Source organism: Candidatus Eisenbacteria bacterium (genome assembly GCA_035712145.1).
Classification (GTDB): domain Bacteria; phylum Eisenbacteria; class RBG-16-71-46; order RBG-16-71-46; family RBG-16-71-46; genus DASTBI01.
This window is the reverse complement of the sequence record DASTBI010000173.1, coordinates 1-20988: the sequence shown is the minus strand read 5'-3', so window position 1 is coordinate 20988 and position 20988 is coordinate 1. Positions and strand designations below refer to the sequence as shown.

The 20988-nt window shown below is 69.0% G+C and carries 15 protein-coding genes and 1 pseudogene; 14 read left to right on the top strand and 2 right to left on the bottom strand.

Annotation, left to right across the window (positions count from 1 at the left end; all coding sequences use genetic code 11):
* Window positions 1-34 precede the first annotated feature (34 nt).
* From VFQ05_11765 to VFQ05_11755, 3 genes are read left to right on the top strand one after another with little or no spacing between them, the layout of a single operon-like run.
* Entirely contained in the window at window positions 35-1129 is a 1095-nt protein-coding gene (locus tag VFQ05_11765) for a Xaa-Pro peptidase family protein (GenBank protein HET9327442.1), read from the top strand.
* Complete coding sequence (locus tag VFQ05_11760) at window positions 1126-4101, top strand: ATP-dependent DNA helicase (GenBank protein ID HET9327441.1); 2976 nt, start codon at window positions 1126-1128, stop codon at window positions 4099-4101. Before VFQ05_11765 ends, VFQ05_11760 begins: the two co-directional genes overlap by 4 nt.
* Window positions 4102-4106: 5 nt before the next feature.
* Window positions 4107-4931: an inositol monophosphatase family protein gene (locus VFQ05_11755; GenBank protein HET9327440.1), complete on the top strand. Its 825-nt coding sequence runs from the start codon at window positions 4107-4109 to the stop codon at window positions 4929-4931.
* Here VFQ05_11755 and VFQ05_11750 read toward each other — a convergent pair.
* On the bottom strand, window positions 4903-5304 hold the full coding sequence (locus VFQ05_11750; GenBank protein HET9327439.1) for a response regulator: 402 nt from the start codon (window positions 5302-5304) through the stop codon (window positions 4903-4905). The genes VFQ05_11755 and VFQ05_11750 overlap by 29 nt on opposite strands.
* An 83-nt stretch (window positions 5305-5387) precedes the next feature.
* A complete protein-coding gene (locus VFQ05_11745; GenBank protein HET9327438.1) occupies window positions 5388-7319 on the bottom strand; it encodes a GWxTD domain-containing protein in 1932 nt (643 codons plus the stop codon).
* A 124-nt stretch (window positions 7320-7443) separates the two neighbouring features.
* On the opposite strand from VFQ05_11745, the gene VFQ05_11740 reads away from it, so the two are divergent.
* The 11 genes and pseudogenes from VFQ05_11740 to VFQ05_11690 all read left to right on the top strand — a co-directional run bounded on the left by VFQ05_11740 (window position 7444) and on the right by VFQ05_11690 (window position 20969).
* On the top strand, window positions 7444-8688 hold the full coding sequence (locus VFQ05_11740) for a Fe-S-containing protein (protein HET9327437.1): 1245 nt from the start codon (window positions 7444-7446) through the stop codon (window positions 8686-8688).
* A 17-nt stretch (window positions 8689-8705) separates the two neighbouring features.
* Window positions 8706-9941, top strand: coding sequence for an ABC transporter permease (locus tag VFQ05_11735; GenBank protein ID HET9327436.1), 1236 nt, complete (start codon window positions 8706-8708; stop codon window positions 9939-9941).
* Window positions 9934-11052, top strand: coding sequence for an FtsX-like permease family protein (locus tag VFQ05_11730; protein ID HET9327435.1), 1119 nt, complete (start codon window positions 9934-9936; stop codon window positions 11050-11052). Before VFQ05_11735 ends, VFQ05_11730 begins: the two co-directional genes overlap by 8 nt.
* A pseudogene (locus VFQ05_11725) lies at window positions 11049-11705 on the top strand (ABC transporter ATP-binding protein). Before VFQ05_11730 ends, VFQ05_11725 begins: the two are co-directional and overlap by 4 nt.
* 51 nt (window positions 11706-11756) lie before the next feature.
* A complete protein-coding gene (locus tag VFQ05_11720) occupies window positions 11757-12137 on the top strand; it encodes an iron dependent repressor, metal binding and dimerization domain protein (GenBank protein ID HET9327434.1) in 381 nt (126 codons plus the stop codon).
* A gap of 1 nt (window position 12138) precedes the next feature.
* Window positions 12139-13002 carry a rhodanese-like domain-containing protein gene (locus tag VFQ05_11715; protein HET9327433.1) on the top strand — a complete coding sequence of 288 codons (864 nt, stop codon included), beginning with the start codon at window positions 12139-12141 and terminating at the stop codon, window positions 13000-13002.
* Between the two features lie 28 nt (window positions 13003-13030).
* Window positions 13031-13846, top strand: coding sequence for a DUF4198 domain-containing protein (locus tag VFQ05_11710; protein ID HET9327432.1), 816 nt, complete (start codon window positions 13031-13033; stop codon window positions 13844-13846).
* Window positions 13843-14913, top strand: coding sequence for a HupE/UreJ family protein (locus tag VFQ05_11705; GenBank protein HET9327431.1), 1071 nt, complete (start codon window positions 13843-13845; stop codon window positions 14911-14913). Before VFQ05_11710 ends, VFQ05_11705 begins: the two co-directional genes overlap by 4 nt.
* Window positions 14914-15127: 214 nt before the next feature.
* Window positions 15128-16669, top strand: a complete 1542-nt coding sequence (locus VFQ05_11700; protein HET9327430.1) for a TolC family protein — start codon at window positions 15128-15130, stop codon at window positions 16667-16669.
* Window positions 16666-17790: an efflux RND transporter periplasmic adaptor subunit gene (locus VFQ05_11695; GenBank protein HET9327429.1), complete on the top strand. Its 1125-nt coding sequence runs from the start codon at window positions 16666-16668 to the stop codon at window positions 17788-17790. The genes VFQ05_11700 and VFQ05_11695 overlap by 4 nt, the downstream gene beginning before the upstream one ends.
* Entirely contained in the window at window positions 17787-20969 is a 3183-nt protein-coding gene (locus tag VFQ05_11690; protein HET9327428.1) for an efflux RND transporter permease subunit, read from the top strand. Before VFQ05_11695 ends, VFQ05_11690 begins: the two co-directional genes overlap by 4 nt.
* Window positions 20970-20988 lie beyond the last annotated feature (19 nt).

Sequence of the window (20988 nt, the reverse complement as noted above, 5' to 3'; positions counted from 1 at the left end):
GCCGCGCGCTTTCCCCGGTGCTAGCGTGCGTGACGTGAGCGATCTCCATCGAAATCGCGTCTCGCGCCTGCAGCGCGCGATCGACTCGCAGGAGGCCGACTTCATGCTCATCGCTCCGTCGGCCGACTTCTTCTGGGCGACCGGCGCCAAGGCGCGCTCCACCGAGCGGCTCCTGGCGCTCGTGGTTCCACGCCGGGGCGATCCTTTCTGCCTGGTGCCGCGTCTCGAGTCCGACGCGCTCGCGCACGAGTGCCCGTGGCTCGAATGCGTGGCCTGGGCCGATCACGAGAACCCTCTGCCGATGCTCGAGAAGCGGCTCGATCTCGACCGTCCGCGTACGCTCTTGATCGGCGAAGGATTCCGAGTCACTCCATTGCTGGCGCTCGCGGCGCGCGCGACCTGTCGCCCCTCAGCATCGGCCATGGCCCCGCTGCGCGCGGTCAAGGACCCGGACGAGCTGCGCCATCTCGCCGAGGCCGGACGTCACGCCGACGCCATCGTGCTCGAGACCGCCGAGTTCATGCGGCCCGGCATGACCGAGATCGAGGTCGCGCGCTTCGCGATGCGCAGGTTCGAGGACGCGGGCGACACCGAGCCGTGGGCGATCTGCGCCTCGGGTCCGAACAGCGCGCTGCCTCACCACTTCAATTCGTCGCGCCGTCTGCAGGAAGGCGACGTGGTGATCCTCGACGTCGGCGCATACACCTCCGGCTATGGCTCCGACATCACTCGCACATTCTGGCTCGGCACGCCGCCCGCGGAGGCCGAGAAGGTGTACGCGATCGTCGACGACGCGCGCCGCGCCGGTATCGCGGCGGCACGGCCCGGCGCGCCCTGCGAGGCGGTCGATCGTGCGGCTCGCGCGGTGATCGAGAAGGCCGGCTACGGCGAGTTCTTCGTGCACCGCACCGGTCACGGTGTCGGACTCGAAGTCCACGAGCCGCCCTATCTCGCCGGTGGCAATGCCACGCCGCTCGAGGCCTCCAACGTGCACAGCGTCGAGCCGGGCATCTACCTTCCCGGGCGTTTCGGAGTCCGTCTCGAGGACCTGGTCGTGGTCGAGCCGGATGGCGCGCGGCGTCTCAACGAAGCGCCCTTCGATCCCACCCTGCAACGGGTGCGAGGATGACCGTCGACACCCGTGCCACCCCGCACGGGAGCGCTCTGATCCTCGAACATCTCAACGAGCGGCAGCGCGAAGCCGTCACCCACGGCGAAGGCCCGCTGCTGATCGTCGCCGGCGCCGGCACCGGCAAGACCCACGTCATCACCAGCCGCATCGCCTGGCTGATCGCCGAGAAGCGGGTTCGCCCCGAGCAGATCCTCGCCCTCACCTTCACCGACAAGGCGGCGACCGAGATGGAGTCGCGCGTCGACGTGCTCGTCCCGTACGGGTACACCGACGCCACGATCGCCACCTTCCACGCCTTCGGCGACCGTCTGGTGCGGAGCTTCGGCATCGAGCTCGGCTTCACCACCCGTCCGCGCGTCTGCAGCGAGGCCGAGGTGCGGGTGTTCCTGCGCGAGCATCTGTTCGATCTCGGGCTCCGGCGTTACGCGCCGCTGGGCCAGCCGGACGCCAATCTGGCGGCCCTGGTCCGATGCTTCAGCCGGGCTCGCGATGAAGACGTCTCGCCCGAGGAATACCTGGCGTTCGCCCGCAAGCTCGAAGCCGAGGCGCGCGACGAGAGCCAGCGGGATGAAGCCGCCGCGGAGCTCGAGAAGGCGCTGGCCTATGCTCGCTATCGCGAGCTGATGCTCTCCAACGACCGGCTCGACTTCGGCGATCAGGTGGGGCTCGCGCTCCGCATCCTGCGCGAACGCCCGCACGTGCTGCGGCAGCTCCACGATCAGTACCGCTACATCCTGGTGGACGAGTTCCAGGACACGAACCACTCGCAGTTCGAGATGATCCGCCTGCTCGCGGGCGAGCGGCAGAACCTCACCGTGGTGGGCGACGACGACCAGAGCATCTACCGCTTCCGCGGCGCGAAGATGGCCAATCTCCTCGCCTTCCTCGAGGTGTTCTCGGACGCGAAGACCGTCGTGCTGACCACCAACTACCGCTCGCGGCAGAACCTGCTGGATGCCGCCTATCGGCTCATCCAGCACAACAACCCCGACCGGCTCGAGGCCAGGCTGCAGCAGCGCTCGGGCGACAAGCGCTTCGAGAAGCGCCTGCGGTCGGCGTTCGAGGGTGACGGCTTGATCGAGCATCGCGAATTCCTGACCGCGAGCGACGAGGCGGAGTTCGTGGTCGACACGATCAAGACCGAGATCGAGGCGGGACGGCGCAGCCCGCGGGACTTCGCCATCCTGGCGCGCACCCATCGCCAGCTCGTGCCGGTGCTGACCGCGCTCGAGGCCTCCGGCATCCCCTTTCAGCAGAACGCGCAGTCGCGGCTCTACTCGCGGGACGAGGTCCGGCTCTGCCTGGCGGTCCTGCGCGCGGTCGCCGATCCCGATGACAGCACCGCGACCTACCAGCTGCTCGCCTCGCCGCTGCTCGGGGCCGAAGAAGCCGATCTCATGCGGCTCAACAGCCTCGCCTCGAGGCGCAACCAGAGCCTGCGGCAGGTGCTCGAGCGGCTGGCCGCCGAGCCGCTCCTGCACGAGCTCCAGGACCGGACGCGCGGCGCCGCGGACCGTTACCTCACGCTCACACGCCAGCTCGTGCACCTGGCGGTGCGCCGTCCGACCACGGACGTGCTGTACGCGTTCGTCCACGAGAGCGGATTCCTGGCGCAGCTCACCGCCGAAGACACGCCGGAAGCCGAGGAGAAGATCCGCAACGTCGCCAAGTTCTTCAAGATCGCCAAGCGCATCAGCGAGTCGCTCGAGGAGAATCGCGCGCACACCTTCGTGCGCTACCTGGATCTCCTGATCGAGGCCGGCGACGATCCGGCGGCCGCGGAGGTCGACGTCGAGCTCGATGCCGTACAGGTGATCACGGCGCACAACGCCAAGGGCCTGCAGTTCCCGGTGGTGTTCATGGTGAGCCTCGCCGAGGGGCGCTTCCCCACCCGCGAGCGCGGCGACGAGCTGCCGTTCCCGCCGGCGCTCATCAAGGAACCGCCCACGCTGCACAGCCCGCACACCGAGGAGGAGCGACGCCTGTTCTACGTGGGGATGACGCGGGCGCGGGAAGAGCTGTACCTCACGTGGGCGATCGACTACGGGACCCGCATGCCGTGGAAGATGAGCAAGCTGGTCGCCGAGGCGCTCGACGTCCTGGCTCCGAAGGGCCCGCGGGCCCCCATCGCGGCGCGCGAGAGCATCGAGCGCCACGCGCCCGCCCCGGTGCCGCCGGCCGCCGCGCGCACGCCGATCTCCGACCAGGAGCTGCTCGAGCTGTCGAGCATTCGCGTCCACGACTACCTGACGTGCCCGCTCAAGTACCGCTACGCGCACGAGCTGCAGATCCCCCTGCCCAGCGACCCGCGCGCGATGTACGGCATCGCCATCCACAACGCCATCCTCATCTATCACCAGCACCGCCTGAAGGGCTATCCGATCACGGCCAAGGACGTGATCCGCGTGTTCGAGAGCTCGTGGTCGAGCGACGGATTCCTGTCACGCGACCACGAGGAGCGCCGTCTCGAGCAGGGACGCGAGACCTTGCGCCAGTTCGTGGCGCGCGAGGAGCAGAGCGACAGCGCGCCGCTTCAGGTCGAGCAGAGCTTCAAGTTCCGCCAGGGGATGAACTCGGTGAGCGGACGATGGGACCGGATCGAGGAGAAGCAAGGCGGCATCGTGATCGTGGACTTCAAGACGGCGGAGGTCGACGAGGAGAAGGGCGCCATGCAGCGCACCATGGAGAGCCTCGACGCGGGGCAGCTCGGACTCTATGCGCTCGCCTATCACGAGACCCGCGGGATCATGCCGGCCCGGGTGGAGCTGCACTTCGTCGACAGCGACACCAAGGGCAGCGCCGCGGTGAGCGCGGCGCACCTCGAGAAGGCGCATGCGCGCATCGCCGAAGCGGCTGCCGGGATACGGGCCGCGCAGTTCGTGCCGAAGCCCGGCTTCCAGACCTGCAGGAACTGCCCCTACGGTCTCTCCGGCATCTGCCGCCACAGCGCCACGCACGCGGGCCGCTGATCGCGATGGATTCGATCCCGCTCCGCGACGCCGCGGTCGAGATGGCGCGCGCGGCCGGCGCCATCCTGCTCGAAGGCTATGGCGGGATCCACCACCCCGAGCGCAAGCGCCGCACCGATCTGGTCACCGAGTTCGACCGCCGCGCCGACGCCTACCTCCTGTCCGAGATCACCCGCCGCTTCCCCACCCACGCCGTGCTGGCCGAGGAGTCGGGCGAGCGCGCGGGACACGGCGCCCCGGTGCGCTGGCTGATCGATCCGCTGGACGGCACCACCAACTTCGCTCACAACTATCCTTTCTTCGCCGTGTCGATCGCCGCGGAAAGCGAAGGAACCCTCGTCGCCGGTGCGGTCTACGATCCGGTGCGGGACGAGATGTTCGCGGCGGCATCGGGCGCGGGGGCCACGCTCAACGAAAGTCCGATCGGCGTCTCGGCGATCGCCAGGCTCGAAGACGCCTTGCTGGTGACGGGGTTTCCCTACGAGGTGCGGAAGAACCCCGAGCCGCACATGCGCCTGTTTCGCGACTTCCTGGTCCGCGCCCAGGCGATCCGCCGCGACGGCTCGGCCGCGCTCAACCTCTGCTACCTCGCCATGGGACGGTTCGACGGCTTCTGGGAAGCCGACCTCTCGCCGTGGGACATGGCGGCGGGAGTGCTCCTGGTGCGCGAGGCGGGCGGACGCGTCACGCGATATGACGGGTCGGCCTTCGACGTCGATGGGCCGGAGATCCTGGCCACCAACGGTCCGCTGCACGACGAGATGATGGAAGTGCTGAGCACCGCTCGAGGCTCAGGCGGGCCTACGCCGCTTCCTTCCCCCCCAGCTTGAGCCGCTGCCGGATGCGCGCCACCAGGTCCTTCAGGTCGTATGGCTTGCGAATGAAGTCGTCGGCGCCCATCTCGATCGCCAGACGCTTGTCCTGGTCGCCGGGACGCGCGCTCAGGATCAGGATCGGAAGATTCTTGTAGCGCGAGTCGAACTTGAGCGAGCGGCACACCTGATAGCCGTCCATCTTGGGCAGCATCAGGTCCAGCACCAGGAGATCCGGCTTCTCCTCGCGGGCGCGGCGCAGTCCTTCGGTGCCGTCGGCGGCTTCGAGGACATCGAATCCTTCCATCTGAAGGCCCATGCGCAGCACGGCGATGAGATCGGGCTCGTCATCCACGACGAGGATCCGGGGCTTTGCGGGGGTGTCGGGCATGCTCCTCCTTGACCCGAATGCGGGGCGGCGTTCCCACCCAAGGTATCGGCGCCCGGGCCCCCTCCCTTTAGAGTCCGGGGGACCTAGCTTCCGGATGCCGAAATCTTGGTGAAATCGGCGGTTCGGACGGCCTGCGTGCCCACGGTGAGGTCCCGGACACGGATTTCGAGGCGATAGTTCCCGGGGGGTAACGACTGGACCGGGACGCTCACGTACTGCCGCCGGATGCTGCCGATCTGTGATTCCTGACGGTGCGCGGAGATGTCGGGGACCCGGGGTCGCGGCGCGAAGACCCGTTTGAGCCAGATGCGCGGGTCGCGATCGGTGGAGCGCACGAGGTACTCGAACTCCATCCTCGCCTGTCCGTTCTTGTCGGTGAAGAGGTGATACGCCTCGAAGTACGCGGTGAGCGGATCGTTGCCGACCACCCGGGCGCCGGGATTGGCGGCCAGCCGCACCGACGGCGCGCCGGAGGCGTCGCGCTCGGTGAGCGGAGGGCCGCACGCCACCACCAGATCGCTCAGCTGGAGCAGCGCCTCCGGGCGCTCCACCACCACCGTGCCACGATGCGTGCCGCGCAGGCCGCCGGCGCCGCGCACCGAGACTCCGGCGTAGTACTCGCCGGGCGGCAGATCGAACGTGAAGTCGGCCATCCGGAACTCGCTCACGTCGCATGCGGACGCGCTCATCATCCGCCGCACGCGCGCGACCTCGACGCGCGCCGTGTCGAGCACGACCCAATCCGCCCACAACGAGTCCGACGCCACTCCCGGACTCTCGACCCATCCGAGGAGACGCGGTCCGCGATCGCCCTGGAACCGCCCCGCGACGCTCGAGATCGGCAGCGGCGTCGTACCGGGCGGCAGCACCGGAAACACGCCTCGGCCGCCGGCGCTGGCGAGCTTCTCATCGTTTTGCGCCAGCGAATCCGGATCGGGAACGGGGTCGGTGCTCTCGACCACGGAGAACGGCGGCAGATAGTGTCCGGTGAGCAGCCGATCGTGCATCGGCACCACCATGCCGAGCTCGGGATAGCCCCAGATCAGCACGTTCATCGGGAACGCTCCGTAGCGTCCCATTTGAAAGCGGAGCTGAGCGCCGATCGGGTTGTAAGTGACCACCTTGGGCGGGCCGTAGCGCACGTAGATCTCGCCGCGCTGATCCCACTCCTGTCGCCGCTTGTTGAAGTAGAGGAAGTAGGCCTGGGTCACCCTCGACCAGTACTCGAGCTGCGCCTCGTTCTCAGGAGACGCCAGATCCGGATCGAGGTCCTTCCAGAACCGCGCGACGAATTCGCTCCTGCCTTTCGCGGGAAGCCGGCTCAACTGCGCGGTGTCCCGCTCCGTCGCCAGCGGCGCGATGTCGAGGAACCGGTCGCGCGCCATGCCCGCGAGCCGCGGGATCGCCAGGCGGAAGACGCTGTCCGCTCGCGTCACGTGACCGTTGCGAAAAGACGTGTGCGCCCAGGCCAGCAGACACTCGGGATTCGTGGCGTCCGCTCCCATCGCGCGCTCGGCGGCTTCCTGCGCCATCGGCAGGCGATGCTGCTCGATCAGCAGGGGAACCAGACTCAGCCAGGCTTCGGCGTGCGCGGGCGCGAGCCGCGCTCCGATCTGGAACTCGTGCACCGAGCGATCGAGCGCCCTCGTCTCCAGGTACTTCAGATACTCCTTGCGCCAAAGGTGGCCTTGGCCAACGTGGGCTTCGGCGGAGTACGGGTTGAGCTCGGCGGCGCGCTCGAAGCGGTGCCGCGCCAGGCCGAGGAATCCCATCTCGAGGTAAAGGCGGGCCAGCGCCATCTGATAGGCGACGGTGTCGGGAGCGCAAAGGGTCGCCTGCTCGAGGCACTCCATCGCCTTGCGCCGCCCGTCGAAGCCACCGCTGGTCTCGGCCTTCAGGGCGCGCCGGTACAGGGCGGCCGCGCGGCGGGGCTGGTCCGCCGACACGATTGTCGGAGCGGCGACCAGAAGCATGAGCCACAGCGCCCCGCGGCAGGCGCGAATCGGAAACGTCACGCTCGAAGTATCCGTGCCGATTCCGGGGCGCGTCAATGACCTGGCGCCATGTGCCGGCTCCGTCTTGACGGGCGGGGCCCATTCGGACAGCCTCGCTGCTGAAATTCCGCGTCCTGGGGGGCTCATGTTCGAAGCGTTGGTCGTGACCTTGCGAGAGGGGATGGAAGGCGCCCTGGTGCTGGCCATCGCGCTGGCCTTCCTCGAGCGTCAGGGCCGGAGCGGGCTCAAGGGCGCGCTGATCGCCGGCACCCTGGCCGCGGTGGCCGGCTCGGCGGTGCTCACCTTCTTCCTCACCCGCCTCACCTACAACGAGGAGCTGGCCGAAGGCATCGCCATGCTGGTGGGCGCGGCCCTGGTGGTGAGCCTGGTGGTCTGGATGTGGCGCGCCGCGCCGCGCATGCGGCAGGAGATCGAGGCGGGCATGACGAAGGCCACCACCGGCCAATCGGGCGCGCTCGGCGTCTTCCTCTTCGCGTTCGCCATGGTGCTTCGCGAGGGCGTCGAGACCGCGGTGTTCCTCTCCGCGGCTTCGTTCAGCAGCGAAGGCCTGGCGCTGTGGCTGGGTGCGGCCATCGGGCTCGCGCTCGCCGTCGTGTTCGGCGCGCTCTTCGTGCGCGGCAGCGTCAAGCTGCCGCTCAAGCCGTTCTTCTCGCTCACGGCCGCGGTGCTCCTGCTGATCGCGGTGCAGCTCGTGGTCGGCGGACTGCACGAGCTGTCGGAGGCCGAAGTGCTGCCATCCAGCCAGCGCGAGATGGCGCTGATCGGGCCGGTGGTGAAGAACGAGATGCTGCTGTTCACGCTCACCGTCGCATTCGCGGCCCTGTGGCTGCTGCGGCCGACGTCGCTGCCGCGCGTCGACGCGGCGGCGGGCCCCGAAGCGCGCATGGCGCGGGCCGCGGCGGCGCGCGATGCCAGCCGCCGGCGGTGGACCGGCTTGATCGGCCTGGTGGTGGTGGGCTTCCTCGCCACCGCGTTCGTCCAGGGATCGCGGATGCCGGAGCGCCCGCCCGCCACGCCGGTCGCCTTCCAGGGCGGCGTGATTCGCATCGATCCGGCTCCGCTCGCCGACGGCCGGCTCCACTTCTATGAGGCGACGCTGCCCGAAGCTCCGGTCCGGTTCTTTGCGGTCAAGAGCGGCGACCAGATCCTCATCTGCTTCGATGCCTGCGAGATCTGCGGAGCCAAGGGCTACTTCGAGGACGGGCACGCGGTGGTGTGCCGCAATTGCGCCTCGCCGATCTCGCGCGCCACGCTCGGCCGCTCCGGCGGCTGCAACCCGATTCCGCTGCCCCACGGCACCGAGGGCGGGCTGATGACGATCGCCGAGCACGACGTCCGCGCCATCCTGCCGCACCTGCAGGGGCGATAGTGTTCCGGAGAATGCTGGTGCGGTCTCTCGAGGCTCGCCGCTCTCGCGTCGCCCTGGGCCTGACCGTGGTCGCGCTCGGCACCGGCATGGCGGTGGCGCTCGCCACCTTGGCGCTCAAGGTCGGCGACGACGTCGCGCTGGCGCTGCGAGCGGCGGGACCGAACTTCGTGATCCAGCCCCGCGGCGCCTCGTGGTCTCCGGATCTGGGCGGCGCGGACATCGCACCCGCGCGCGCGTCCAACGGCTTGGACGAAGCCTCCGTCGCCGATCTCAAGAAGGGCTTCTGGAAGAACAACATCCTTCACGCGGCGCCCGAGCTGATGGTGCCGGCCTCGCTCCGCGGGCAGCCGGTGGCCCTGGTGGGCACATGGTTCGATCACGCCGTTCCCACCGAGGAAGGGGCATGGACCACCGGCCTCCACCGCCTCCGTCCCACGTGGTCGCTGCAGGGCCGGTGGCCCCGCGACGGCGCTCCCGAAGTGGCGCTCGGCCGCCGTATCGCCAACCGGCTCGGCGTGCATCAGGGGGGATCGGTCGAGCTCTCGGTCGGCGCGCAGCCGGTCCGCATGCGGGTCACGGGCGTGGTGAGCGCGGATGGCGCCGACGAGCAGCGGATCTGGACTTCCCTGGCGCATGCCCAGGCGCTGGCGGCCCGGCCTTCGAGAGTGGATCGGGTCTGGATGAGCGCGCTGGTGCGTCCCGGGCCGCGCACGCCGCCTCCCGATCCCGCCAAGGATCCCAAGGGCTACGAGCGCTACATGTGCACGGCTTATCCGACGGTGGTCGCCGAAGAGATCGAAGCGCGGCTCCAAGGCGTGGAGGTCATTCCCGCCACGGAGCAGATCACCGGCGAGGCGCACATCGTCACCCGGCTCACGCTGCTGATGGTGCTGCTGACCGGCGCGGCGCTCACGGCGTCGATCCTCGGCCTGCTCTCCACCACCACCGCCACGGTCGTGGAGCGCTCGACCGAGCTGGCGTTGCTGCGCGCCATCGGCGCGTCCCCTCGGCAGCTCGCCACGCTGCTGATTGGCGAGACCGGGATGGTGTGCCTGGCGGGAGGGCTGCTCGGCTGGGTGCTGGGAAGCCTGGGCGGCGACGCGATGCGCGGCGGATCGCTCGGCGCCGCCACGTTCCAGCCCGTGCTGCTTCCGGTGGCGCTCTTGATCGCCGCGGTGGTCGGCATCCTCGGCACGGTGGTGCCGCTGCGCATGGCGCTGCGGCTCGATCCCGCCCGGGTGCTCCATGGCTGACCGGCGGCGCATGGAGCTGCGCCTGCTGCGCGCCGCGCTGTGGCGCAAGCGCGGCACCGTGATGATCGCGGTGTCGGCGGTGGCCATCGGGGGATCGGTGGCGTGCGCGCTGCTCCATGTCTCTCGCGACGTGTCGCGGCAGCTCACGCACGAGCTGAAGGCACTCGGGCCCAACCTGATCGTGGCGCCGGCGACGGATGCGGACGCCGCAAGATGGCTGGACGAGCGCGATGCGCGCTACCGCGTCTCGCGCACGGGAGTCCAGAGCGCGGCGCTGCTCCTGGTGAGCGCCTCGCACGAAGGCCGTCCGCTATCGATCGTCGGCGCCGACCTCGAGGCCGCTCGCCGTCTGCATCCCTCGTGGCGGATCGGCGCGGGCGACGATCGCACGCTGGTCGGTGCGCGGCTCGCCGCGACCCTGAATCTGAAGCCGGGCGACACGCTGTCCGCGGTGTTCCGCAGCGCTGGAGGCGAGGAGCGCCGGCTGGCCCTGCCGGTTGGCGCCACGCTCGAGAGCGGCACCCCCGACGACGAAGCCTGGTGGATTCCGCTGAAGGACGCGCAGGCTCTGGCCGGTCTCGAAGGACGCATCAGCCTGATCCAGGCGCGTCTGGCGCGGCCGAGCGACGAGCAGCGGGTCGTCGCCTCCATCGAGGCGGGCGGCGGCCTTTCGGCGAGCGTGATCCACGCGCTCTCGTCGACCGAAGCCGGTCTGTTCGAGCGGATGCGCCGATTGATGGCGTGGGTGACGCTCGGCGTGCTGTTCTCCGCCGGCCTCTGCACGTTCGGGACGTTGACCGACCTGGCGCTCGAGCGCCGTCGCGAGATCGCGCTGCTCAAGGCGCTCGGCGCTTCGCAGCGCGCGGTCGTGCGGCAGTTTGGCGCCGAGTCGCTGGCGGTCGGTTTCCTCGGCGGCTTCCTCGGGTGGTGGATGGGCCTGCTCGCCGCACAGGTGATCGGGCGCGAAGTGTTCCACACCTCGGTGAGCATTCAATGGGGCCTGCTCCCGCTCGTCCTCGCCGTCTCGATCGCGGTCGCGATGGCGGCGGGCATCGGACCCATCCGCCTGGCTCTGGCGGTCGATCCGGCGCCGGTCCTGAAGGGCGAATGATGAGCCGTCCCCTGGTCCAGCTCGTGTCGGTCTCGCGCCACTACGACAAGCTCAAGGCGCTCGACGACGTGACGCTCGACATCAAGGCCGGCGAATGGCTGTCGGTGATGGGCCCTTCGGGCTCGGGCAAGAGCACGCTGATCAACCTGCTCGGCGCACTCGACCGGCCGACCGCGGGCCGGCTGTGGGTCGACGGTCAGGAGCTCACCGCGATGACCGATGCCGAGCGGGTGCGCTTCCGCCGCGAGCGGGTCGGGATCATCTTCCAGCAGTTCCATCTGCTGTCCTACCTCGACGCGCTCGAGAACGTGATGGTCGCGCAGCACTACCACTCGGTGGCCGACGCCGCCGAGGCGCGGGCTGCGCTCGAGCGAGTCGGTCTCGGCGACCGCGCCCATCATCTGCCGGGACAGCTTTCCGGCGGCGAGCAGCAACGGGTGTGCGTGGCGCGCGCGCTCGTCAACAAGCCGCGCCTGATCCTGGCCGACGAGCCGACCGGGAACCTGGACCAGGAGAACGAGAGCAAGGTGCTGACGCTCCTGCGCGAGCTCCATGCCGAGGGCCACACGCTGGTGACGGTGACCCACGCGGCCCGAGTCGGAAACCTGGCCGATCGCCGGGTCGAGCTGGCGCACGGCCGGCTCGCCGATCTCACCGTGCACAGCGAAGAGCTCGAGCGTCGTTACGACGAGGTCCTGGTGCAGATGTGGGCGCTGGAAGAGGACGGACGCGTTCCGGAAGCCAGCCGCGTGCGCATCCCGGACGTGGTGGACAACCGCCGCACGCTGACCGGCATGGCCGAGAGCGGATTGATCTTTCCTCCCGGGACCACGCTGGAGTTCACCCCGCGCGGACGCAATCGCGCGCGGGATCTCGTGCGCCGCCGCCGGCTCGCCGAAGTGCTCTTCTCCTCTGCGCTCCACGTGCCCGACCCCCAGGTGGAGGCCACGGCGTGCCGCATGGAGCACATCATCGACCCCGAGGTCGAGAACAGCATCTGCAGCTTCCTCGGCCACCCGCGCAACTGTCCGCACGGCCGCCCCATCCCCCAGGGCAACTGCTGCGCCTTTCCGATCGTCTCCTGACGTGCCGGCGCTCGATCCGCTTAGTGCGGCAGCCTCGATCGGGTCGTACGCGTTGCTCGACGTGCGCGACGAGCGCGAGTTCATGTCCGGACATTTCGAAGGCAGCGGCCACCTGCCGGCCGCGGAGCTGAACGAGCGCCGGGGAGAGCTGCCTCCGCGTGACGCCCACATCCTCGTGGTCGCGGCCGGGAGCGCGAATGCGCGGGAGGCGGCAGAAACCCTGGAGGGCCTCGGCTACCGGGACGTCGCCTGGCTCGACGGCAGGGTGAGCGAGAGCGATCTCGATCTGGTGCGGACCCCCGCGAAGCCGCTATGGAGGCCATCGCCCTTCCTCGAGCAGGTGCTGCCCCAGCTTCCCGATCCACGACAGGGACCGCGCCGCGCCCTGGATCTGGCCGCAGGCGCCGGTCGCGAGTCGGTGTTCATGGCGCTCCGCGGCTACGAGGTCGAAGCGTGGGATCACGATCGCGGAACGCTGGAGAAGGCATCGGCCATGGCCTTGCGCCACGGGGTCAAGATCGAGACCCAGACCCGCGATCTCGAGACGCGCGATCCGCGGCTCCCGGTCGAGAGCCACGACGTGGTGATGGTGTTCCGCTTCCTCCACCGGCCGTTGTTCCCGCAGATCGCGCGCGCCGTCGCGATGGGCGGCGTCGTGATCTACGAGACCTACCTCAAGGGCCAGGAGCGATTCGGCCGCCCGAAGCACCCGCGCTTCCTGCTGGATCGCGACGAGCTGCCCCGGCACTTCCCCGGATTCGTGGTCGAGCACTATGAGGAGCAGACGCCGGATTCGGGACCCATGCTGGCGCGGCTTCTGGCGCGCAAGCCCGGAGGCTCATCCGGCGAGATCTCGGCACCGTAATCAGAGCATGGCGACCGGCCGATACCGCATGCCCTGGTGGATGGCGCTCGCCTCGTGCCTCCTGCCCTGTCCCGCCGGCGCCCACGAGTTCTGGCTCGCGCCCACCCGCTACCGGGCGGCTCGCGGCGACACGGTGGCGGTGAAGGCCTACGTGGGAACCGGGTTCCGTGGCGAGATCAAACCCTATGCCCCAAGCCGCGCGGTGCGCTTCTCCCTGCGCACGACCCGCGACATCGACCTGTCACGAGCCGCGCGGAATGGCGATCTGGTGATGGCGCGCTTCGTCGTCGCCGACGAGGGAGGCTCGCTGGTGTCCCATCAATCGACCTTCGCCGACGTCGAGCTGCCGGCGGCGGAGTTCGACGCCTACCTGAAGCTCGAGGGCCTGGACGCGGTCCGTGCTCGGCGCGCTCACGCGTCTTCTTCGGGCGTCGTGCGCGAGCGTTATGCCCGTTGCGCCAAGACCTGGGTGGCCGGATCGGAGGTCACGCGCATCACCCGCCCAACGGGCCTCACTTACGAGCTGACCCCGCTCGCGACTCCCGCCTCGGGATCGCTCACCGTGCGTGCAACCTTCCGCGGCCGGCCTTTGTCCGGGGCGCTGGTTCGCGCATGGAATCGCCCACTCCCGAAGGGCGGCCGGCCCTTCGATCCCACCATGCGGGATTCTGTGCCCTCGTGGACCGAAGGGCGCACCGACGCGCGCGGGCTCGTGACACTCCCGCTCGGTCGCACAGGCGAGTGGCTGTTCAGCTCGGTTCACATGGTGCCGAGCGCGGATCGAGAGGAAGCCGACTGGGAGAGCTACTGGGCGTCGCTCACCTTCGCGCGGAGCGCGCCATGAGGCGGACCGCCGTGATGGCGTTGCTCCCAGGCTTCCTGTGGGCGGCGGCGGCCTTCGCCCACGGCACCGGCTACAGCTTCCTCGACATCCGGCTCACCGAAGGCGAGGTCCGAGGGACGGTCGGCGTTCTGGTGACCGACGTGGCGCACGAGCTCGCCTGGTCTCGCGCCGATTCCCTGGTGGACTCGACTCGCGCCGCCGTCGTCGGGCCTCAACTCGCCGCGATCCTCGCACCCCGACTCCATCTCTCGGCAGACGGCAAGACGCTTCCGATCCGTTTCGGAGAAGCCCTCGCCGACCCGACGGGATATGGCGTGAAGCTCAGGTTTACGGCCACGCTCGAGCGCCGGCCCGGGACGTTCGACGTCGAAGCGCGGCTCTTTCCCCACGACCCCAGGCACGAAACCTACCTCAATGTCTACGAAGGCGACTCGCTGAAGCTTCAGACGGTGCTCGACCGCCGTCACCAGAGCGGGCGTCTCTACACCGGCACTCGACAAGGCCATCTGGCCGTGTTTCGCACGTTCCTGGTGGCCGGCATCCAGCACATCTTCACCGGCCCGGATCACGTGCTGTTCGTGATCGCTCTGCTGCTCCTCGGGGGCGCCTTTTCCCGGCTGCTCAAGGTGGTGACGGCATTCACCGTGGCCCACAGCATCACGCTCGCGCTCGCCACGCTACGCATCGTGGACCCGCCAGGACGGATCATCGAGCCGCTGATCGCTTTGAGCATCGCGCTCGTGGGTTTCGACAACCTCAGAGCCAAGCCCGGCCACGATCACCGAGTCACCCTCGCCTTCCTCTTCGGTCTGGTTCATGGATTCGGCTTCGCCAGCGTCCTGAGGGAGTTCGGTCTCCCTCCATCCGCTCTGGGCTGGTCCTTGTTCTCCTTCAACCTGGGCGTCGAGGTCGGACAAGCTGTGATCGTCGCGGCGATCGCGCCCGCGCTCGGCCTGCTGCGCGGCCGCTCCCCCCAATTGGCCGATGGCGTCGTGCGTTACGGCTCCTATGCCGTGGTTCTGGCGGGAGCCTACTGGCTAGGCCAACGGCTGTTCGCGGGCAACTGAGTGGGGCTCCGGCACCCGCGCTCGGACCTTCGCAAGCCGCGGTCATCGGGCCCCGGAAATCCCGTGAACCGCTCCCCCGCTTCGGCTTATCTTAAGCGGCTGACTCCCCGCTGACCGGCGCCCGGTCACCAGCGGCAAAGGAATCCCACTCGACGAACGAATAGAAGTCGAACCCATCGCAGATCGGCCATTCTTGCACCGGAACACGCGCACAGTGCTCTCGATCGCCATCGTCGCCGCCCTATGGGGGCCGCGCGCCGAGGCTCAAGTCCCCGCCATCGCCGAGCCCGACACCTCCTTCCTGGCTGGCGAAGTCCCAGGCCAGACGCTCAGCCTCACGCTCGACCAGGCCCAACGCCTCGGTGTCGCCAACAGCCCGCTGACGCGCGGCGCGCTCGGCTCGTTGCGCGCGGCTCGGGGCTCGAGGATGACCGCGGCGGGCGACTTCGATCCCGTTCTGGTCGCCGCGGACGAGCAGATCAGCATCGATTCGCCGGTGAGCTCGCCGTTCGCCGGCTCGGAGACCCGGCAGCGCCTGGTGACCGGCGGACTCTCGTGGCTCTCGCCGATCGGAACGCTGATCTCGGCATCGGTCGTCCAGGACAAGTTCGAGAGCAACGCGCCGTTCACGACCTTGCCGCGCGAGCGGCGCGCGGGCGCGCGCTTGGCGTTCGTGCAGCCGTTGCTCAAGGGCTTTGGCACCGCGGCCACGCGCGGTGAGCTGCGGGCGCGGGATCGCGAGGTGGAGGCTGCGGAACGGCGCTACGACAGCGCCGAGCTGCAGGTGAGCGCCGACGTGGAAGCCTCGTACTGGACGCTGTACGCCATCGAGCGCGACCTCGAAGCGCGGCTCCGCCAGCGCCAGAGCGCGGCGGTGTTCCTTCGCGACCAGATGCTGCGCGGACGCGCGGGAGTCGCCGGTCCGGCCGCGGTGGCGGCGGCGCGCACGTTCCTCGCCGATCAGGAGGCCATTCTGCTCGAGGTGCGGCTCGGGGTCCGCACCGCATCGGACCGCCTCGCTCAGGCGATCGGCATTTCGCCCGGGAGCCAGGCGCGTCTGCACGCCGCCGACGAGCCGATCCCGCCGCCGGCGCTCGATCCCTTGGACGAGATGATGCGCCGGGCGATGGTCTCGAACACCGAGCTGCGCGCCGCCGAGCAGGACACGGCCGCGGCGCTGCATCGCTTGAAGCGCGCGGCATGGAACGCATGGCCTTCGGTCGAGGCGTTCGGCGGTTACGGCGGGCAGGGCTTGGCGGGGACGAGCCGCCCGATCGTGTTCGGCGGCGACACGCTGGGAACCTCGAGCGACACCGGATTCGACCACGCCTGGGACCAGGTATGGGGCGACGACTATCCGGAGTGGAACTTCGGCCTGCGACTGACCATGCCGATCCCCTGGCGCGCCGATCGTGGAGAGCACGAGCGCAGCCGCGGCGAGTACGAACGCGCGCGCGCCGTGCTGCACGCGCGCCGCCTGGCGCTCGAAACCGACGTGCGCACGGCATATCGCGATGCCGAGACGGCTCAGGCGACGCTGCGGGCGTTGCGCGAGCTGCTCTCGGCCACCCAGGAGCAGGCTCGCATCGGACGGCTCGAATACGAGGCCGGCCGGGCCACGGCGTACGATATCGTCGACCTCGAGGCGCAGGTCGCGGGAGCGCAGCTGCGCATGTCCCAGGCGATGGTGCGCGTGGCGCGCTCGAGGACCGAATTGAGACGCCTCACCCAACCTGCTCCCCAGAGGACTCCATGAGTATGGCTCGTGCCATTCGAGGGTCGCACCTTTCCGTACTCGTCCTCGGGTTGCTCGCTGCCTCCTGTGCCAAGCGTGGCGGCGGCTTCCAGATGCCGCCGACCCCGGTCGAGATCGCCGAGGTCGAGGCGCAGTCGATCACCGATCAGTTCCATGCCGTCGGAACCCTCGAAGCCCGAGAGAACGTCAAGGTCGTGGCCGAGATCAGCGGAGTCGTCCGGCAGCTGCCGTTCGCCGAGGGCCAGACCGTGGCGGCTGGATCCGTGATCGCCCGCCTCGAAGACAGCGAACTCAGGGCCGAGGCTTCGCGGGCCGAGGCACTGCGCGATCAAGCGAAGACCAACCATCAGCGGGTGCATCAGCTCTTCGATCAGCGCGCCGCCTCGCAGCAGGAGCTGGACGACACCGAATCGGCGCTCAAGGTTGCCGAGGCCAATCTCGCGGTTGCTCGCACCCGGCTCGCCAAGACGCGCATCGTCTCGCCGTTCGCGGGCGCGGTGGGGCGCCGCATGGTTTCCCCCGGCGCCTACCTGACGGTCGGCCAGCAGATCACCGAGGTGGCGGCGATCGACGAGATGAAGATCACGTTCTCCACTCCCGAGCGTTACCTGGCCCAGCTCCGCCACGGGGCCGCGGTCAACATCATCACGACCGCCTATCGTGGGGACATCTTCAGCGGGACCATCAACGTGATCGATCCTCTGATCGATCCGGTCACGCACACGGTGCAGCTCGAGGCCCGGATCCCGAACCGCGGCCGCAAGCTGAGGCCCGGAATGTCCGCCGACGTCACCGCATCCCTCGGGCAGCGGCCTCGGGCCCTGATCGTTCCTGACGAGGCGGTCTTTGGCGAAGGGGATCAAAACTTCGTTTACGTCGTGAAGCCGGACAGCACCGTCACCCGTCAGGCCGTCGTCCTCGGCACTCGCGACTCGGCACGCGCCGAGATCGTCTCGGGGGTGAAGGAAGGAGACCGGGTCGTGCGAGCCGGCTATCAAAAGCTGTTCGAGGGCGCGCGGGTGCTGCCGCTGCCCGAGGGCGGCCCGGGAGGACCTGGCGCGAACGCCGGTGGCGAAGCGGGCGCCGCCGCGGCCGGTGCTCAGGCGAAAAGCAAGCGATGAAGCTCAGCGAAGTCTCCGTTCAGAGGCCGGTGTTCGCGGCCGTGCTCAGCCTGGCCATTCTGCTCTTCGGGGTGATCTCGCTGCTGCGGTTGCCGGTCCGCGAGTACCCGGACGTCGAGTCGCCGGTGGTCAGCGTCACCACGTTCTACCGCGGCGCGAGCCCGCAGACCGTGGAGACCGAGATCACCGATATCCTCGAAGAGCAGCTCGCGACCGTCGAAGGCGTGAAGCTCATCACCTCGTCGTCCCGTGAGCAGGGCTCGGTCATCACCGTCGAATTCCAGCTCAACCGGGACGTCGACGAGGCCGCCAACGACGTGCGCGACCGCGTTTCCCGCATCCGCGGCCAGCTCCCATCGACGGTCGACGACCCGATCGTCGCCAAGCAGGACGTCAACGCCCAGCCCATCATCTGGATCTCACTCAACGGCCAGAACTTCAGCATGCTCGAACTGAGCGAGGTCGCCAACAACATCCTCACCGAGAAGATCCAGCGGCTCGATGGAGTGGGCGCGGTGTTCGTCGGCGCCGAGCGCAAGTACGCGATGCGGGTCTGGCTCGATCCGCAGCGGCTCGCGTCCTACGGCCTGACGGTCACCGAAGTCGAGCAGGCGCTGCGCAACGAGAACGCCGAGATCCCGTCCGGTCGCGTCGAAGGCCGCGGCCGCGAGTTCGCGGTTCGCACGCGCGGCGACCTCTCCACCGCCGAGGAGTTCGCGGCGATCATCGTCGCCCGGCAGGGAATCCAGTCGGTGCGCCTCGGCGACGTGGCCGACGTGCAGGTCGGCGCCGAGGACGACCGCACCATTGCGCGCTACAGGGGCGTGCCTTCGATCGGGCTCGGCATCGTCAAGCAGCAGAAGGCCAGCACCGTCGACGTCGCCCACCGGATCCACGCCGCTCTGCCCGGGCTGCGCGAGCTGATCCCCAAGGGCATGAATCTCGAGATCGCCTACGACTCCTCGGTCTTCATCGAGGACTCGATCCACGAGGTGCTGGTGTCGCTGGGCGTCGCGTTCCTGCTGGTCGTGCTGGTGATCTTCTTGTTCCTCGGCAGCATGCGAGCGACGCTGATTCCGGTGGTGGCGATCCCGGTATCGTTGATCGGCACGTTCACGGTGGTCTACTTCCTGGGCTTCACCATCAACATCCTCACGCTGCTCGCCATGGTGCTGGCCATCGGCCTGGTCGTCGACGACGCCATCATCATGCTCGAGAACGTCTACCGCCACATGGAGATGGGCAAATCACGGCTGCGCGCGACGCTCGACGGCGCGCAGGAGATCGGGTTCGCGATCCTCGCCACCACCATCGCGCTGGTCGCGGTGTTCGTGCCGGTCGCCTTCCTCACCGGCCGCGTCGGCCGCCTGTTCAACGAGTTCGGCATCGCGGTCGCGGTGTCGGTCCTGATCTCGGGCTTCGTCGCGCTGTCGCTCACGCCCATGCTGTGCTCGCTCCTCCTCAAGCGGGTCGCGGGCACCAAGATGCACGAGGAGGACGAGCTGGATGCCGCCGGCGGTGACACCCCGGCAGGGGTCGAGATGGAAGAGCGTGCGCCGCGCTGGCGCATCGCCTTCAATGAGTTCTTCCACCGGCTCCACGTGCGATACGAGCGCATCCTGCGCGGCGCGCTCGCCCACCGCGGGCTGGTGATGATCGTGGCGGCCGCGATCGTGCTCTCGATCGGCGTGATGTTCTTCTTCCTGCCCAAGGAGCTGGCGCCCACCGAGGATCGCGGGCTGGTGTTCAACGTCGTGCTCGCCCCCGAAGGGTCCACGCTCGAGTACACGGATCGCTACATGCGGCAGGTCGAGGCGATCTACCACAAGACGCCGGGCGTCGAGGCGTTCTTCTCGGCCACCGGACTGGGCTTCGGCGGACCGGGCCGCGTCACCGACGGGTTCATGTTCGTGCGGCTCAAGCCCTACAACGAGCGGAAATTCACCCAGCAGCAGATCGTGGGCATGCTGTTCCCGCAGCTCATGGGCATCCCCGGGGTACTGGCGATCCCGATCAACCTGCCGAGCCTCGGGGGCGGGTTCGGGAGCCCCGTCCAGTTCGTGCTCCAGGCCGACACCTACGAGGAGCTCCAGCAGGCGATGGGCCCGTTCATGATGGAGGCGCGGAAGCTCGGTTACCTCATCAACATGAACACCGACCTCAAGCTCAACACGCCGCAGCTCGAGATCGCTATCGATCGCGACCGCGCCTCGGCCTTGGGGGTCTCGGTGACCGAAATCGGCACCACCTTGCAGACCTTGCTGGGCGGGCGCGAGGTGACACGCTTCAAGCGCGGCAACAAGCAATACGAAGTGATGCTGCAGGTGCGGCCCCAGGACCGCTCCTCACCCGCCGCGATCGACGCCCTCTACATGCGTGGACGCGAAGGCCTGGTGCAGATGGCGAGCGTGGTCAAGGTCCAGGAGAAGGTGGCGGCCAAGGAGCTCAACCACTTCGACCGCGTCCGGTCGGCGACCCTGAGCGCCAACCTGCCGCCCGGGCTGACCGTCGGCAAGGCGATCGATGATCTCCGCGCCATCGCCAAGCGCACGCTGCCCGCCGGCATGCGCACCGACCTCGCCGGCCAGTCGCGCGAATATGTGGAGTCGAGCGGCGGACTCTACTGGCTCTTCCTGTTCGCGCTGGTGTTCATCTTCCTGGTGCTGGCCGCGCAGTTCGAGAGCTTCATCCATCCGCTCTCGATCCTGTTCTCCGTGCCGCTCGCGGTGTTTGGCGCCCTGCTGACGTTGTTCGTCTTCGGGATGTCGCTCAACATCTACTCGCAGATCGGGCTCATCATGCTGATCGGCCTGGTGACCAAGAACGCCATCCTGATCGTCGAGTACTCGAATCAGCGCCGTGCCCATGGCGAGGAGCTCATCGACGCCGTCGTGCGTGCTTCGCGCATCCGTCTGCGGCCGATCCTGATGACGACGCTGACCACGATCCTCGGAGTGATGCCGATCGCGCTCGGACTGGGCGCCGGCGCCGACTCACGCAAGCCGCTGGGTCTGGCCGTAGTGGGCGGACTCTTGTTCTCGATGCTGCTGACGCTGGTGATGGTGCCGGTGGTCTACACGCTGCTGGCGCGCTTCGCACCCGTCCGCGCGAAGGAGTCACGAGGCGTCGAGGTCGAATCGATTCCGGGAGCGGCGGCGCAGCCGGCACGGCCGAAGTAGGGAACCTCGCTCGCCTCGA

Excerpts from the sequence above, each read along its gene's own strand:
- VFQ05_11730 (HET9327435.1), top strand. The coding sequence starts at position 9,934 with ATGGCTGACCGGCGGCGCATGGAGCTGCGCCTGCTGCGCGCCGCGCTG.
- VFQ05_11750 (HET9327439.1), bottom strand. The coding sequence starts at position 5,304 with ATGCCCGACACCCCCGCAAAGCCCCGGATCCTCGTCGTGGATGACGAG.
- VFQ05_11760 (HET9327441.1), top strand. The coding sequence starts at position 1,126 with ATGACCGTCGACACCCGTGCCACCCCGCACGGGAGCGCTCTGATCCTC.
- VFQ05_11710 (HET9327432.1), top strand. The coding sequence starts at position 13,031 with ATGCCCTGGTGGATGGCGCTCGCCTCGTGCCTCCTGCCCTGTCCCGCC.
- VFQ05_11695 (HET9327429.1), top strand. The coding sequence starts at position 16,666 with ATGAGTATGGCTCGTGCCATTCGAGGGTCGCACCTTTCCGTACTCGTC.
- VFQ05_11755 (HET9327440.1), top strand. The coding sequence starts at position 4,107 with ATGGATTCGATCCCGCTCCGCGACGCCGCGGTCGAGATGGCGCGCGCG.
- VFQ05_11690 (HET9327428.1), top strand. The coding sequence starts at position 17,787 with ATGAAGCTCAGCGAAGTCTCCGTTCAGAGGCCGGTGTTCGCGGCCGTG.
- VFQ05_11740 (HET9327437.1), top strand. The coding sequence starts at position 7,444 with ATGTTCGAAGCGTTGGTCGTGACCTTGCGAGAGGGGATGGAAGGCGCC.
- VFQ05_11705 (HET9327431.1), top strand. The coding sequence starts at position 13,843 with ATGAGGCGGACCGCCGTGATGGCGTTGCTCCCAGGCTTCCTGTGGGCG.
- VFQ05_11720 (HET9327434.1), top strand. The coding sequence starts at position 11,757 with ATGTGGGCGCTGGAAGAGGACGGACGCGTTCCGGAAGCCAGCCGCGTG.